Origin of the sequence: Cryobacterium sp. Y11 (assembly GCF_002929535.1) — a bacterium.
GTDB lineage: Bacteria > Actinomycetota > Actinomycetes > Actinomycetales > Microbacteriaceae > Cryobacterium.
In genome coordinates this window covers 122,976-136,741 of sequence record NZ_PJJO01000060.1, presented here as the reverse complement: position 1 = coordinate 136,741, position 13,766 = coordinate 122,976, and the positions used below count along the sequence as shown (strand labels likewise).

The window sequence follows — 13,766 nt, the reverse complement described above, 5'->3', positions numbered from 1 at the left end:
TTGCCGAGCCCCCCATTGTCCAACGCTGGCGGTCTGCGAAGTCGGGCTGCGCGGGAGGTGTGCCGGTACGCGGGACCTACGCCCGTGCGCGGGAGATCGCGACGCGGGCATCCGTTCGGCTGCGGCACGCTGCGCGGGAGGTGCGCCGGTACGCGGGACTTTCGGTAGGACGGGGGTCGCGGCCGAGCACGCTACGCGGGAGCCGCGCCAGTACGTGGGAGTTCGGGCCAGGCCAGAACTCCCGCGTCACCCGTCACGCGGGGACTGCGCCGCTGCGCGGGAGTTCGGCCTCCCGCGCAGCGGCGCAGCTCCCACGCTTCGCGAAAGTCAGACGCGGTTAGTCGGGGAGGGGACCGAGATACCCAGGGGATCCGGGGACGAGTGGGGCCGGGGCGGGTTCTTTGAGTTCCACGAAAATGGCGTGCGTGGCCGTCTCGCCGATGTTCGCCCCGGAATGCTCTTGCGCGGGAAGCCACCGCGCGACGCCCTCTGGCAGGTCGACGTCGATGGATCGGCCGCCGGTGGATAGCCGCCGGGTGAACGCGGTGAGGGTGAACATGACGCTGTCCGGGTGTCGATGCTGCGTCGTTTCGTCGCCGGGCCGGTCGAGGTATTCGAGCACCCGTACGCGCTCGTTTTCGAAGATCACCCGGTAGAACTGCGGGTTGGTGACGACCGGATCGCTCTGCATGCCAGCACGGTAGCACCGCGCAGACGGTCTGCACAGCACGCCATACTTGGGCCGTTGGCCACTGGTCAGACGTGCGGAGGAGGGGGATGCTGGATACGGACTTTCCGTCCGCGGAATGAAGTTGTCTAGCGAGGCCGCAAGACGATGCGCAACATGAACCCGCCAACCCCGCTCGAATTGACCCCTCCCGATTCACCGCCCACGAACCCGCCCCGCGCACGGTCCGGAGCACGGCCCGAGGCACGGCCCGGACTGATCATCATGCTCATACTGATCATCATGCTCATACTGATCATCATGCTCATACTGGTCACGGTGCTCGGCCTCATCGGTGCCGGCCTGGTTTCGGGCGGTACGGCGCTCGCTGTCGCCACAGCGTCGCAACAGGGCGATGGCTATTTCACGTCGCAGAAAGAGACGTTCACGGTCGACTCCTATGCCGTGATGTCACCCAACGTCGACGTTGGGCGGGACTTCGGAGTGCCGACCGGCCCCGGAACCCAGGAGATCACCGGGAAGGTTGAGTGCGGTTCAGCACGAGTCGACTGGGAGCTGTGCGGGTGGTGACCAGCGGGTGGCGGCGTCGTTGACTGCGCTAGGTGCGCGGCATCGGCTGCGGGTGGTGACCAGCGGGTGGCGGCGTCGTTGACTGCGCTAGGTGCGCGGCATCGACTGCAGGTGGTGACCAACGGGCGGCGGCGTAGTCGACGCGGTAGGCGGCATCCGCTGTGGTGGTTGACGTGTGTGACACTATCAGCGGCGTGTGCTCGGCCTCGTAGTGTGGCAGCGCCAGCGTCTCATGCCCGATCGGCGGATGCCCGCCCGCGCGAATCACTCGCCACCAGGCCACGTCGGAACCGTAGCGGGTCATAACTTGGCCGACGGCGCGGGCGGCGCGAGAGCCGAGTTGCGCGGCGACTGCGCCGTAGGTCATCACTCGGCCCGGTGGGATGGAATCGACGACATCGAGCACGCGGGAGACGAAGTCGTCGGGCTCGGTCATGCGCGGGTTGCGGTTGACCGGGTTACAGCTTCAGCGAACCGATGACTTCGCCGTACTGGGTTTCGCCGACGTCGACGAAGCCGAGGCGGTGGAAGAAGGCCTCCGGACCGTCGGTGCCGGGCTCCCAAATGACGTTGACGTGGTCGAAGCCGCGCTCGCGAGCTTCGTCTGCGAGGGCTTCGGCGGCGAACTTACCGACGCCCTGCCCCTGGGTTTCCGCGTTGACGTTGATGCGCCAGATACAAGCGCGAAATTCTTCATGCTCAGAGTTGGGATCGAAATTGCCGTGGATGAAACCCGCGACGACACCGTCGAGAAGTACCACACGCTGCCACGAGGTGGCCGGGTTAATCACCGAAGCAGCCACCGAGTAGGAGACCGGCGCAATGAACTGCTCCTGGCCCGGCTTTAGGCTCAGATTGTTGGCCGCAACGATGTTACGTGCGGATAGTTCTTCCAGCTTCAGCTCACCCATATGCTCAGGCTAACGTGCGCCCGGTGTCGTCGGTAGTCGAACGGCGCTTTGACACCGGCAATTCATCCGCTGAATTTATCTCGATGTCAAGATAGTTGACTGCTTCTAGTAAGCTCGACGGTGGCCGTGACGGCCACCGATCTGTAAAGAGGAGAATTCATTGTCGAAGATCAAGGTTGAGGGAACGGTCGTCGAGCTCGATGGCGACGAGATGACCCGCATCATCTGGCATGCCATTAAAGAGACGCTGATTCACCCGTACCTCGATATTGACCTCGAGTACTATGACCTCTCCATTCAGAAGCGCGATGAAACCAACGATCAGATCACGATCGACGCTGCCCACGCCATCCAGAAGCACGGCGTTGGCGTGAAGTGTGCGACCATCACGCCCGACGAAGCTCGGGTAGAAGAGTTCGGCCTGAAGAAGATGTGGCTCTCGCCGAACGGCACCATCCGCAACATCCTCGGTGGCACCATCTTTCGTGAGCCGATCGTCATTTCCAACATCCCGCGCCTGGTGCCGGGCTGGAACAAGCCGATCATCATCAGCCGTCACGCCTACGGCGACCAGTACAAGGCCACCAACTTTCGGTTCACGGGCAAGGGCACGCTCAGCATGACCTTCACCCCGGAAGACGGCAGCAAGCCGTCGACGTTCGAGGTCTTCGAGGCTCCCGGTGACGGTGTTGCCATGGGAATGTACAACCTCGACTCGTCGATCACCGACTTCGCCCGTGCCACTCTGGCGTACGGCCTCGAGCGCAACGTTCCCGTCTTTCTCTCGACCAAGAACACGATCCTGAAGGCCTACGACGGCCGGTTCAAAGATATCTTCCAGGATATCTTCGACGCCGAGTTCAAGACGGCCTACGAAGCGGCCGGCCTCACCTACGAGCACCGCCTGATCGACGACATGGTCGCTTCGGCCATGAAGTGGGAGGGTGGCTACCTCTGGGCCTGCAAGAACTACGACGGCGACGTTCAATCTGACACCGTTGCTCAGGGCTTCGGCTCGCTCGGCCTGATGACAAGCGTGCTCTCCACCCCCGACGGCAAGATCGTCGAAGCTGAGGCCGCCCACGGTACTGTGACCCGTCACTACCGTCAGCACCAGCTTGGCAAGCCCACCTCGACCAACCCGATCGCGTCGATCTACGCCTGGACCCGCGGCCTGTCGCACCGTGCCAAGCTCGACAACAACACGGCCCTGGCAGAGTTCGCGTTGACCCTCGAGGACGTCGTTATCAAGACCGTCGAAAGCGGCAAGATGACCAAGGATCTCGCGCTTTTGGTCGGCCCCGATCAGGGTTACCAGACCACCGAGGAGTTCCTCGCCTCGCTCGCAGAGAACCTGCAGACGCGCCTGGCGTAGTTTCGCCAGCAGAGAAGGCCTTGACCGGAAACGGTCGGGGCCTTCTCTCGTTTCGGCGCTGGCGAGCCTGACTCTCTGCAGCGCTGACTCGAGCAGCAGTGCAACAAGTGCCACTGTGACCTGGTCACAGTGGCACTTTTGCGTTCTCGCCAGCGGGCGAAATGGCAAAATGCCCCTATCCGGGGGTTACCGAGCGCGCTACGGTCACCAGCGAACTGCCCGCACCCGAGACCCGAGCTGTTGTGATCGTACGGCGGCTATTTGCACCCTTATTGGATTGGACACCCACGTGAGTTCTTTCTTCAGGCGGACGTTGACGCCGCCGGATTCAGCGCTGAACCCGGCGCCAACATTTCGCACGGGCCGCCGCGCCACAATCGCCGCCGTCGTGACCATGGCCCTGGTGGGCGCGTCCGCTGTTCTCGGCGGAGCGGTGCCGGCCGTTGCGGTGACCCCGACGGCCGGTTCCGTAGCCTCGGTCGCGGCCGGCCTAGGCGGCAGCATCAGCTCGCCCGGCGGGCAGCGCATGGACTTCACCGCCGGCCGATACATCGTGACCCTGCGCGACGAGGCTGTCGCGCTGTATCAGGGCGGGGTTGACGGTTTCGCCGCTACGATGCCCGATGCCGGAGCCAAGCTGGATGCTCAGAGCCGTAAGGCTGAGACGTACCAGCAGTACCTCGCGCGGGTGCAAAGCGAGGTGGCGGCATCCGTTGATGCGAAGATTAGCTATTCATACACGCTGGCACTGAACGGATTTGCAGCGCAGCTGACCGGTAAGCAAGCGGCGGCGCTCGCCGTGACAAAGAATGTGGTGTCGGTTGTACCAGACGGCCTGCGGCACGTGACGGCGGAGTCGTCGACCGACTTTCTGCGGCTGAGCGGACCAACTGGACTGTGGTCCAAGCTCGGCGGTGCGAGCGAGGCCGGCGCGGGCATCGTGATCGGGGTGCTGGATACCGGCATCGCGCCGGAAAACCCGTCATTCGCGGGCGAAGACCTCGGTACCACATCCGGTGACGAGCCCTGGCTCGACGGTGACACGATCACCATGAACAAGGCAGATGGCATGACCTTCACTGGAACCTGCCAGGCCGGCGAACAGTTCGCCGCGACGGATTGCAACACCAAGGTGATCGGGGCCCGGTACTTTCTGAACGGGTTCGGAGCTGACCAAATCGGCAACGCCACCACGGGAGAATATGTCTCCCCGCGTGACGGCGACGGACACGGTTCGCACACCGCGAGCACCGCCGGCGGCAACTTCGAGGTGCCTGCCGCCATCAACGGTGTCGATTTCGGACTGATCTCCGGCGTTGCCCCTGCCGCCAAGATCGCCGCGTACAAGGTGTGCTGGTCAGGTCCAGACCCGACGGTCAGGACCGACGACGGTTGTACAGATACCGACATTCTGGGAGCCATCGACCAGGCCATTTCCGACGGCGTTGACGTGCTCAACTACTCGATCGGGGGCGGCCCGGCCCAAACCACCTTTTCGCCCACCGACGCGGCGTTCCTGGGCGCTGCGGCAGCTGGCATCTTCGTGGCAGCCTCCGCTGGCAATGCCGGACCCACCCCGTCGACCCTTGATAACGCGGCACCGTGGATCACCACGGTAGCGGCGAGCACCATTCCGACCTACGAGGCCACCGCCACGTTCGGCGACGGCTCGGTCTACGTCGGTACCTCGATCACCGTTGACCGCACACCGGGAGCTGAGCAGTTCTCTGGCACGTTGGTGCGAGCCGACCTCGTCTCCGTTGACGGCTTTGACCCGGCTGACGCGCTGCTGTGCGCACCCAACTCACTCGATCCGGCGAAGGTCGCCGGCGGGGTCGTGTTCTGCCAGCGCGGCGTCTACGACCGAGTGGCCAAGTCGGCGGAGGTGCTGCGGGCGGGTGGCAGCGGAATGGTGCTGGTCAACCGCACACCGTCCGACGTGAGCACCGACGAGCACTCCGTGCCGACCGTTCACCTTGACGCTGTCGCCTTCGACCCGATTTTCGCCTACGCGGCGACCGCTGACGCTACGGTCACTTTCGCCCCGGACAACACCACCGGATTCCCTACGACGGTGCCTCAGGTGGCCGGATTCTCCTCTCGTGGGCCGGTGCTCGCCGATGGTGGCGACATTCTCAAGCCCGATATCACCGCGCCCGGCGTTGGTATTCTCGCCGACGGCCCGAACGCGGCCGGCGCCGACCCGACGTTCGAGTTCTTGTCTGGCACCTCGATGGCCAGCCCGCACATCGCTGGACTGGCCGCACTGATTCTCGGATTCAGGCCGCTGGCAACACCGGCCGAGATCAAGTCCGTCATGATGACCACCGCACAAGACACGGTCGATGCTGCCGGCGCCCGGGTGAGCGATCCGTTCGCGCAGGGTGCAGGGCAGGTCAACCCGTCGTCGTTCGACTTTCCCGGTTTGATCTACCAAAGCGGTCCGGCCGACTGGCTGGCCTACCTACAGGGGATCGGGTTCGATGCCGGTGTTGAACCGATCGACGCGAGCAACCTGAACCTGCCGTCAATTTCGATCGGTGCGCTGACCGCGCCGGAGACGGTGACCCGTACGGTGACGGCCGTTCGGGTGGGCACATACACCGCCATCCCGATCGAGATTCCCGGCATCAGCGCGGTCGTCTCCCCGGCGGAGATGACCTTCGCCGCCGTCGGCGAGAAACAGAGCTACACGGTGACGTTCACCAGAACGGATGCCCCGCTGGACGTCTATGTCACCGGCTCCCTGGACTGGGGCTTTGGTAACGGAGGATCCGGCGACCCCGGCGACTTCTTTGACGTGGTGCACAGCCCGATCGCCGTTCGACCGGTCACCGTCGTTGCCCCCAACGAGGTGAGCGGTACCGGCCTTGACGGTTCGGTTGATGTGACCGTGACCCCGGGTGGGTCGGATCCGGTGGCGCTGAACCTCAGCGGACTGGCCAACGGAGTTCACCAGAACAACGCCGCCGACCCGTTTGGCCACACCGACGCTGGCACGGCCGGCGAACAGTTCGCCTACGACGTGGAAATGCAGGCTGGCCGCCTCGATCGGTTCGATCTGAACGCCGTGGACGACTCGGCCGACCTCGACCTGTTCGTGTTGCTGCTCGACGGTCCGGGCGGTGACCCGATTGCCGGCTGGCAGTCGGCCTCCGGTTCCGCCGACGAACACGTCGACATCAACGACCCTGAGGCTGGCTTCTATCGAGTGATTGTCGACGTCTTCTCGGGTTCTACCGCGTTCGACGTGAACACCTACGCTGTCTCTTCGTCGGAGCCCACGAATGGCTTCGCGGTAGCGCCGCCGGCTCTTCAGGGACCGCAGGGCGTTCCGGTGGTGTACACGCTGAGCTGGGCGGGGTTGATGCCGAACACGCCGTATCTCGGTGTGATCGACTACGGCGACAGTGCGGCCTCGACGATTCTCGCTGTGGCCGCAACAGCCGGGAGTGATGCTCCGCTGAACACGGTGGCGCCGAGCGTGTCGGGCATACCCGAGATCGGCTCAACGTTGACGGCAGATCCGGGCCAGTGGAATACCGATGGTCTCGCCTTCGGTTACCAGTGGCAGGGCAACGGCGTCGACATCAATGGTGCGACCGCGTCGACGTTCAAGCCGACGGCGGCATTCGCCGGAATGACGCTGACCGTCGTGGTCACCGCCTCGGCGGAGGGGCTGCCGAGTGCATCGGCGACCTCGGCCGGTGTGTTGGTGAAATTCGCCGCGAAGGTCGCGATCAGCCTGAATCGTCCGGTCGTGTTCTCCTCGAATCGGGTCACCGTATCGGTCACCGTCACGAGCAAGGGCGCGGTCGGTGACACGGCGACCGTCACCGTCGACAAACGCACGTTCACGGTGAAGCTCGATAAAAAGGGTCACGGCAGTGTCACGCTGCCCAAGCTCGGCCGGGGACTGTATAAGGTCGTCGGGCACTATACGGGCAACGACGCGGTCTCGGCCGCGAACAGTGCCTCGCGAGCCCTGCTGATCGTGCGTTAGCCCGGGAGTCATTTGGCTGGGGCCCGGGCCCCGTCCATGGGCCCAGTTTAGAAACTGGGCCCATGGACATAAGGTGGGCCCGGAACTCACCGCGGCTGCGCGGGGCCACGTGCTCGGCGCAGCAGCTTAGGCTGGGGGGATGCGACTAACGGGATGGATGCGGGCGCGACCCTGGGCATCCGCTGAACCCGGACCGAATTCTTCTGGCGTGAGTTTGAAACCGCGGCTGAACCGCGACGTGATTGTGCTCGGCGTCATTGCGTTCTTCGTGATGGTGGGGTTCGGCGTTGTCGTTCCGGTGCTACCGGTTTACGTGCAGAGCTTCGGCGTCGGCAACCTCGAGGTCGGGGCGGTGGTCTCGGCGTTCGCGCTCATGCGCTTCGTGTTCAGCCCGGCCTGCGGTCGGCTGATCGACTGGGCGGGGGAGCGCACCGTACTCGCTGTTGGCATTGGCATCGTCGCGCTCTCCAGCGGCCTGGTCGGCACCGCGGATAGCTACCTGCAGTTGTTGCTGCTGCGCGGGGCCGGCGGTATCGGCTCCGCCATGTTCTCGGTGTCGGCGATGACGCTGCTGCTACGCACGGCCGAGCCGGGACGCCGGGCGCGCGCCATCGGCTTCTACCAGGGCGGTTTTCTGATCGGCGGCATGGCTGGTCCCGCGATCGGCAGCCTGCTCGCCACCATCTCGTTGACCGCCCCGTTCTTCTTCTACGCCGGAACGCTCGCCGTGGCTGGCCTGATCGGGCTGCTCATGTTGCGCTCCGGAGGGCGGGGCAGCGCGCTCGCCGGCACCGACGCATCCGCTGAGCGCACGCCGTTTCGGAATGTGCTGCGCGATGAGCGCTTTCGCGCGGCCTGTCTAGCCAACTTCGCGCAGGGCTGGGCGTCGCTTGGGGTGCGCACCACGCTCATTCCTTTGTTTGTCGTCGTGGTGCTGGGCGGAACGAGCTCGTGGACCGGAATTGCCCTCGCCGCTGCCGCCGTGGCGCAAGCACTTGCGCTCGGTCCGGCTGCCCGATTCGTCGACACCGTCGGACGCAAACCGGCCATCATCGGGGCTTCCAGTGTGGCCGGGATCGCGATCGTGGCCATCTCGTTTGCGCCAAACATCTGGGTGCTCGGGGCGTTGCTCTGCCTGTACGGCGTCGCCGCAGCGTTTCTGGGGACCGCGCCGGCCGCGGCGGTCGGCGATGCCGCCGGTGCGCGGGGCGGACGCCCGGTGTCGGTGTTCTCGATGTGTTCGGATGCCGGTGCGATCGTCGGTCCGCTCGTCGCCGGCCTGCTCGTTGACACCTTCTCGTTCTCGGTCGGATTTGCGGTGGGGGGAGTGTTCTTGTTCATTGCCGCGGTCTACGCACTGCGGATGCCGTCGGAGCGCCGAGTCGCCGCCTAACAGCCCGATGCGGGCGCTGTTGGCCGACCACTTCCGTCGCCGAGGTGCCGGTGCCCGTGGCTAATTCAGGCAATCCGTGCTGCTGGTAGGTTGTCACAGCGCTGGTTCGAGCACAGCGTGGAGCGCACCCGGCTCGTTTCCTGAATTATCCCCCGGTACGAGGTGTGATGGGCGTGGGGCGGCGCCGGAGTGCCTAGCGGAGCTCCTTGCGGCCGGAGATGACGCCGCTTACCGTGGCGACGATGGCGAAGATCACGGTGATGATCGGAAAGCCGAGGTCCCACCAGGCGATGGCGGCCGAGCCGAAGATGGCGATTTCAATGAAGGCTTTGCCGAACGGGTCGAGCCGGAACACAGCCTTGGGGGAGCGAAACAGCGCCCAGACCAAAATGGCGAATGCAGGGGTGGCGAGGCCGAGCAGTACACCGGGCCAGGGGAGCGGCCAGGCGAGGAATCCCCAGATGCCGAGGCTGACGAACGCGAAGAGTTCGAGCAGGAATCGGAGCATGTCATTGGGGCCGATTTTCGGCAGGGTGCGCGTATCTGTCACCCGTCAATCTTACCGAGGCCCGCAGCGGACACTGTCCGGGCCCGGTCGGTGGTCCCACGATAGATCATGGGCCCGGACCGTAAGGTGGGACCGGAACCCGCGCCGCTACTTGAAGATGATCGTGCGGGCTCCGTCGAGCAGTACCCGGTTCTCGGCGAACCACTTGACCGCCTGCGTGAGCGTGCGGCTTTCCTCGTCTTGCCCGATCGACACCAGCTCAGCCGGGGTGCGTGAGTGGTCGACCCGCACCACGTTTTGCTCGATGATCGGGCCCTCATCGAGGTCGCCGGTCACGAAGTGCGCGGTCGCTCCGATCAGTTTCACGCCGCGAGCGTGGGCTTGACGGTAGGGGTTGGCTCCCTTGAATCCCGGCAGGAACGAGTGATGAATGTTAATCGCGCGCCCGTTCAATCGCGCGCACAGCTCGGGCGAGAGAATCTGCATGTATCTGGCGAGCACGATGAGCTCGATATCGAGCTCATCGACCGCTTCGATGACGCGCGTTTCGAATGCGGCCTTGCTGGCGGCATCCGTTATGGGCAGCGATTCAAACGGCACACCATAGAACCCGACCAGGTCGCGCAGGGTGCCGTGATTGCTGAGCACGAGCGGAATCTGCACCGGCAGCTGGCCACCGCGCTGGCGAAACAGCAGGTCATTGACGCAGTGCCCGGCCGAGGAGGCGAGCACGAGCGTGCGCAGCGGGCGGCCGACAACATCGATGACTGAGGTCATCGCGTAGCGCTCGATTACCGGGGCGAGCGCCGCCTCCAGCTCGGGTCTGGTCGCCGGGGACTGCACCTGCAGACGCATAAAGAAGCGTCCGGTGTCGTCGCTGGAAAATTGTTGGCTCTCCGAGATGTTGCCCTGCGCCTGCACGATCGCGCCGCTGACGGCGTGCACGATTCCGGGCTGGTCGGCGCAGACGATCGTGATTACCCAATGGTGCGGGGTCGAAGAAGTCATTTGACTAGAATACTCGGCGCGAGAGCGGATGCCGCGGCCACCCACCTTGCCGTGGCAGATGGTTTCGGTAGACTACGTGCTGGCCGCACTGAACAAGTGGGCCCCGGGCGCGCACGTCGGCGCGCAGTCGAGTGGCCTCGATCTCGGTGTGCATGGTCCTACCGGTCGACCTCGACTCTCAGCACGAATGCAGCCATGACCAATACCGCCAGTATTTTTTTGCCCACCGGGTCCATCCCCGTGTCGTCCGCCCGCTCTAACCGGGTCGGGCCCCCGTTCCCCTGGGTCGGGCTGATCACCCTGTCTGCCGCCGTCTTTCTCTCGGTCACGAGTGAAATGCTGCCGACCGGCCTCTTGCCCGAGATGAGCAGAAGCCTCGACGTGTCGCAGTCGCAGATCGGGCTCCTGGTCTCCTGGTTTGCATTCACGGTCGTGCTCACGAGCGCTCCGGTCGCCATTTGGACCCGCCGCTTTCCCCGGCACGGCTTGATAATCATCGTGCTCGTCATCTTCGCGGTGAGCAATATTCTCACCGCCATTGCTCCGACCTATGAGTTCGTCGTCGCCTCCCGAGTGCTCGGCGGCGTCGCGCACGGCTTGTTCTGGTCGGTAGTCGGCGCCTATGCCGGGCACCTCGTGCCGAAAGCCCAGATCGGTCGCGCCGTCTCGATCACCGTCGCTGGCGGCACGCTCGCTTTTGTTTTCGGAGTTCCGCTCGGCACGGCGGGCGGACATCTGCTCGGTTGGCGGCTCTCCTTTGTCGTGCTGGCGGCGCTGATGCTCCTCGGCGCGATTCTGGTCTGGAAGTTTCTTCCGCCGGTGACGCGGTATTCAACCGGCGCTGCGGCATCCGCTGCCGCGACGAAATCCACGACCAAAACCCGGCAGCCACGCGACGCGACCGTGCCGGCAGTGGTGCTCATTTGCATCATCACCGGCATCACAATGATCGGCCACTACAGTTTTTATACCTACATTGCGCCATTCCTGCTCGATGGTCTCAGAGTCAACATCGAGCTCGTTGCCCCGCTGCTCTTCGCCTACGGCGTGGCCGGCGCGGTCGGGCTCCTGCTCGTCGGCACGGTTTTCGGCCCGCGTCCGAGCCTCGGTCTGATTCTCGGCCTGGCCGTGAGCGCCCTGAGCGTGACGCTGCTCGCGATGTTCACGGCGACCCTGCCCGTCGCGATCGTCGCGTTTGTGCTCTGGGGCATGGCCTTTGGCATGCTCGCCCCGCTTCTGCAGACTCGGATGCTGCACGCCGCATCGCCGCGCATCCGCGATACGGCGAGTGCCTTCTACACGACCGCGTTCAACGCTGGAATCGGCGGTGGCGCGCTACTTGGCGCGCTACTCATTGACAGCGTCGGCCTCGAGCTGGTGCCCGTCGTCTATGTCGGGCTGCTGGCCGTGGCTCTCGCGCTGGTAATCGTCACCGACCGCATGACCCAGCGACGCGAACGGGCCTGAACGTTCGCGTGACCGCGGCGAGCTACCGGCTGCGATCGGAGAGCGGACGGTTGGCGACGACCGGTAGATGGCCGGTGAAGCCGTCACGGGCGGCCGCGATTTCGAGAATTCGACCGCGGCAGGCATACCAGCCGATCATCAGTCCCGGAATAATGAGTACCAGGGAACTGATCGTGAGCGTGCCGACAGGCCAATCAAACGCCATCAGCACGAGCACGCCGACGAGAAAAATGAGCGTCACGTACCCGGAGTATGGCGCCCACGGCATGCGAAACACCGGGCGTACCACAATGCCGCGCTTCGCCCAGGACTGCAGCCGCAGCTGACACAGCACGATCATTCCCCACGCGCTCACGATGCCGATCGCGGCCATGTTGAGCACGATTTCGAATGCCTCATTAGGCACGATGGCGTTGAGCCCCACACCGAGCAGCGTCACCGCCCCGGTCAGCAAAATGCCACCGAACGGAACACCGTTGCGGCTGATCTTGCCCGCGAAGCGCGGTGCCGAGCCGGCGATCGACATCGACCGAAGTATGCGTCCAGTGGAATATAAGCCGGCATTGAGCGAGGACAATGCCGCGGTGAGTACAACCAGGTTCATGATGACGTCGACACCGTCGACCCCGATCGTGCCAAAAAAGGTGACGAACGGGCTCTCACCGGCCTTGTATGCCGTGTACGGCAATAACAATGAAAGCAGCAGAATCGATCCGACATAGAACACCGCGATGCGGATGATGACCGTGTTGATCGCCTTCGGCATGACCTTCTCGGGATTCTTCGTCTCGCCGGCCGTCGTGCCGACCAGCTCGATCGAGGCGTACGCGAACACGACGCCCTGCACCACCAAAACGGATGCGATCAGCCCGTTGGGCAGCCAGCCTCCGTTTTCACCGATCAGCGCAAACCCGACCGTGGCACCGTCAAGCGGCGTGCCGAAGATCACCATCCAGGTTCCGACGAGCAGGAACGCCACGATCGCGAGCACCTTAATGAGCGCGAACCAAAATTCCAGCTCGCCGAACACCTTCACCGAGAGCAGGTTGAGCGATAGCACGAGGGCGAGCGCGGCCAGGGCATACAGCCACTGCGGAACTGAGCCAAAGGGCGCCCAATAGGTCGCAAAGAAGTTCATGTACAGGGCGACGGCTGTCACGTCGACGATGGCCGTCATAGCCCAGTTCAGCCAGTACAGCCAGCCGGTCACGAACGCGGTCTTCTCGCCGAAGAATTCGCGCGCGTAGGACACGAAAGAGCCCGAGCTCGGGCGGTGCAGCACCAATTCGCCGAGCGCCCGCAGAATGAGAAAGGCAAAGAAACCGCAGATCGCATACACAAACACCAGGGCTGGACCGGCGCTGGCGAGGCGCCCGCCTGCACCGAGGAACAGGCCGGTGCCGATCGCGCCGCCGATGGCGATCATCTGCACGTGGCGGGACTTGAGCCCCTTGTGCAGGGCGTCATCCTCGTGCACGCTCAGGGCGTCTTCGATGTGCTCGAACGGGGTTTCCTCAGGCGGGTTCGCGTGGTCGTGATGACCGTGCGGTTCCGACGAAGGGGTGCTCAGTGCGGGCGTGGAGGAGGGCTGCTGGCCGCGGATGGGGCTCAAAACGGTTCTCTATTTCGCTGGCCGGCCACTGGCGAACAGTTTCTCAGGAAAACGGTTCGAGTGGCACGGGAAGTGGCCGGAAACTGCACGCAACGCTCGCTTTTCGCGGCATGCGGCGTCGGCCGGGGAATAGAGTAACCCTACTCCGCGCGCCCGCATCGCCTCCGGTGCGGTCTGCTGATTGCCTCATCCCCGGCGGGGGCACCCCTCGGGAGGCACCCGTCGGCGGGT

The 13,766-nt window shown here is 64.6% G+C and carries 11 protein-coding genes; 5 read left to right on the top strand and 6 right to left on the bottom strand.

Annotated features, from left to right (window positions below; genetic code table 11):
- Window positions 1-337: 337 nt before the first annotated feature.
- A complete protein-coding gene (locus tag CXY75_RS15450; RefSeq protein ID WP_104083700.1) occupies window positions 338-691 on the bottom strand; it encodes a cytoplasmic protein in 354 nt (117 codons plus the stop codon).
- A 153-nt stretch (window positions 692-844) separates the two neighbouring features.
- Here CXY75_RS15450 and CXY75_RS15445 point away from each other — a divergent pair, with 153 nt between their 5' ends.
- Window positions 845-1,258, top strand: coding sequence for a hypothetical protein (locus tag CXY75_RS15445; protein ID WP_146069495.1), 414 nt, complete (start codon window positions 845-847; stop codon window positions 1,256-1,258).
- A 28-nt stretch (window positions 1,259-1,286) separates the two neighbouring features.
- Here the strand turns inward: CXY75_RS15445 and CXY75_RS15440 are convergent, their stop codons facing one another.
- Window positions 1,287-1,694 carry an MGMT family protein gene (locus CXY75_RS15440; protein WP_104083698.1) on the bottom strand — a complete coding sequence of 136 codons (408 nt, stop codon included), beginning with the start codon at window positions 1,692-1,694 and terminating at the stop codon, window positions 1,287-1,289.
- A gap of 22 nt (window positions 1,695-1,716) precedes the next feature.
- Window positions 1,717-2,169, bottom strand: a complete 453-nt coding sequence (locus CXY75_RS15435) for a GNAT family N-acetyltransferase (RefSeq protein ID WP_104083697.1) — start codon at window positions 2,167-2,169, stop codon at window positions 1,717-1,719.
- A 160-nt stretch (window positions 2,170-2,329) separates the two neighbouring features.
- Between CXY75_RS15435 and CXY75_RS15430 the strand changes: the two genes are divergently transcribed.
- From CXY75_RS15430 to CXY75_RS15420, 3 genes are all read left to right on the top strand, one after another.
- Window positions 2,330-3,544, top strand: coding sequence for an NADP-dependent isocitrate dehydrogenase (locus CXY75_RS15430; protein WP_104083696.1), 1,215 nt, complete (start codon window positions 2,330-2,332; stop codon window positions 3,542-3,544).
- Window positions 3,545-3,833: 289 nt separating this feature from the next.
- Complete coding sequence (locus tag CXY75_RS15425; protein ID WP_233201949.1) at window positions 3,834-7,547, top strand: S8 family serine peptidase; 3,714 nt, start codon at window positions 3,834-3,836, stop codon at window positions 7,545-7,547.
- Between the two features lie 208 nt (window positions 7,548-7,755).
- Complete coding sequence (locus CXY75_RS15420) at window positions 7,756-8,940, top strand: MFS transporter (RefSeq protein ID WP_233201948.1); 1,185 nt, start codon at window positions 7,756-7,758, stop codon at window positions 8,938-8,940.
- A 193-nt stretch (window positions 8,941-9,133) separates the two neighbouring features.
- On the opposite strand, the gene CXY75_RS15415 is transcribed toward CXY75_RS15420, so the two are convergent.
- Both CXY75_RS15415 and purU read right to left on the bottom strand, forming a co-directional pair.
- The gene (locus CXY75_RS15415; RefSeq protein WP_233201947.1) at window positions 9,134-9,490 is read right to left on the bottom strand and encodes a YrdB family protein; all 357 of its coding nucleotides are present in this window, start codon (window positions 9,488-9,490) and stop codon (window positions 9,134-9,136) included.
- Between the two features lie 105 nt (window positions 9,491-9,595).
- A complete protein-coding gene (purU, locus tag CXY75_RS15410) occupies window positions 9,596-10,456 on the bottom strand; it encodes a formyltetrahydrofolate deformylase (RefSeq protein ID WP_104083694.1) in 861 nt (286 codons plus the stop codon).
- A gap of 195 nt (window positions 10,457-10,651) precedes the next feature.
- Here purU and CXY75_RS15405 point away from each other — a divergent pair, with 195 nt between their 5' ends.
- Window positions 10,652-11,923: an MFS transporter gene (locus CXY75_RS15405; protein WP_104083693.1), complete on the top strand. Its 1,272-nt coding sequence runs from the start codon at window positions 10,652-10,654 to the stop codon at window positions 11,921-11,923.
- A 22-nt stretch (window positions 11,924-11,945) separates the two neighbouring features.
- On the opposite strand, the gene CXY75_RS15400 is transcribed toward CXY75_RS15405, so the two are convergent.
- Window positions 11,946-13,418: an amino acid permease gene (locus CXY75_RS15400; RefSeq protein ID WP_233201981.1), complete on the bottom strand. Its 1,473-nt coding sequence runs from the start codon at window positions 13,416-13,418 to the stop codon at window positions 11,946-11,948.
- Between the last annotated feature and the right edge of the window lie 348 nt (window positions 13,419-13,766).

What these genes read in the sequence shown, in the direction of transcription:
- CXY75_RS15450 (WP_104083700.1), bottom strand. Translation starts at nt 691, where the DNA reads ATGCAGAGCGATCCGGTCGTCACCAACCCGCAGTTCTACCGGGTGATC.
- CXY75_RS15445 (WP_146069495.1), top strand. Translation starts at nt 845, where the DNA reads ATGAACCCGCCAACCCCGCTCGAATTGACCCCTCCCGATTCACCGCCC.
- CXY75_RS15440 (WP_104083698.1), bottom strand. Translation starts at nt 1,694, where the DNA reads ATGACCGAGCCCGACGACTTCGTCTCCCGCGTGCTCGATGTCGTCGAT.
- CXY75_RS15435 (WP_104083697.1), bottom strand. Translation starts at nt 2,169, where the DNA reads ATGGGTGAGCTGAAGCTGGAAGAACTATCCGCACGTAACATCGTTGCG.
- purU (WP_104083694.1), bottom strand. Translation starts at nt 10,456, where the DNA reads ATGACTTCTTCGACCCCGCACCATTGGGTAATCACGATCGTCTGCGCC.
- CXY75_RS15405 (WP_104083693.1), top strand. Translation starts at nt 10,652, where the DNA reads ATGACCAATACCGCCAGTATTTTTTTGCCCACCGGGTCCATCCCCGTG.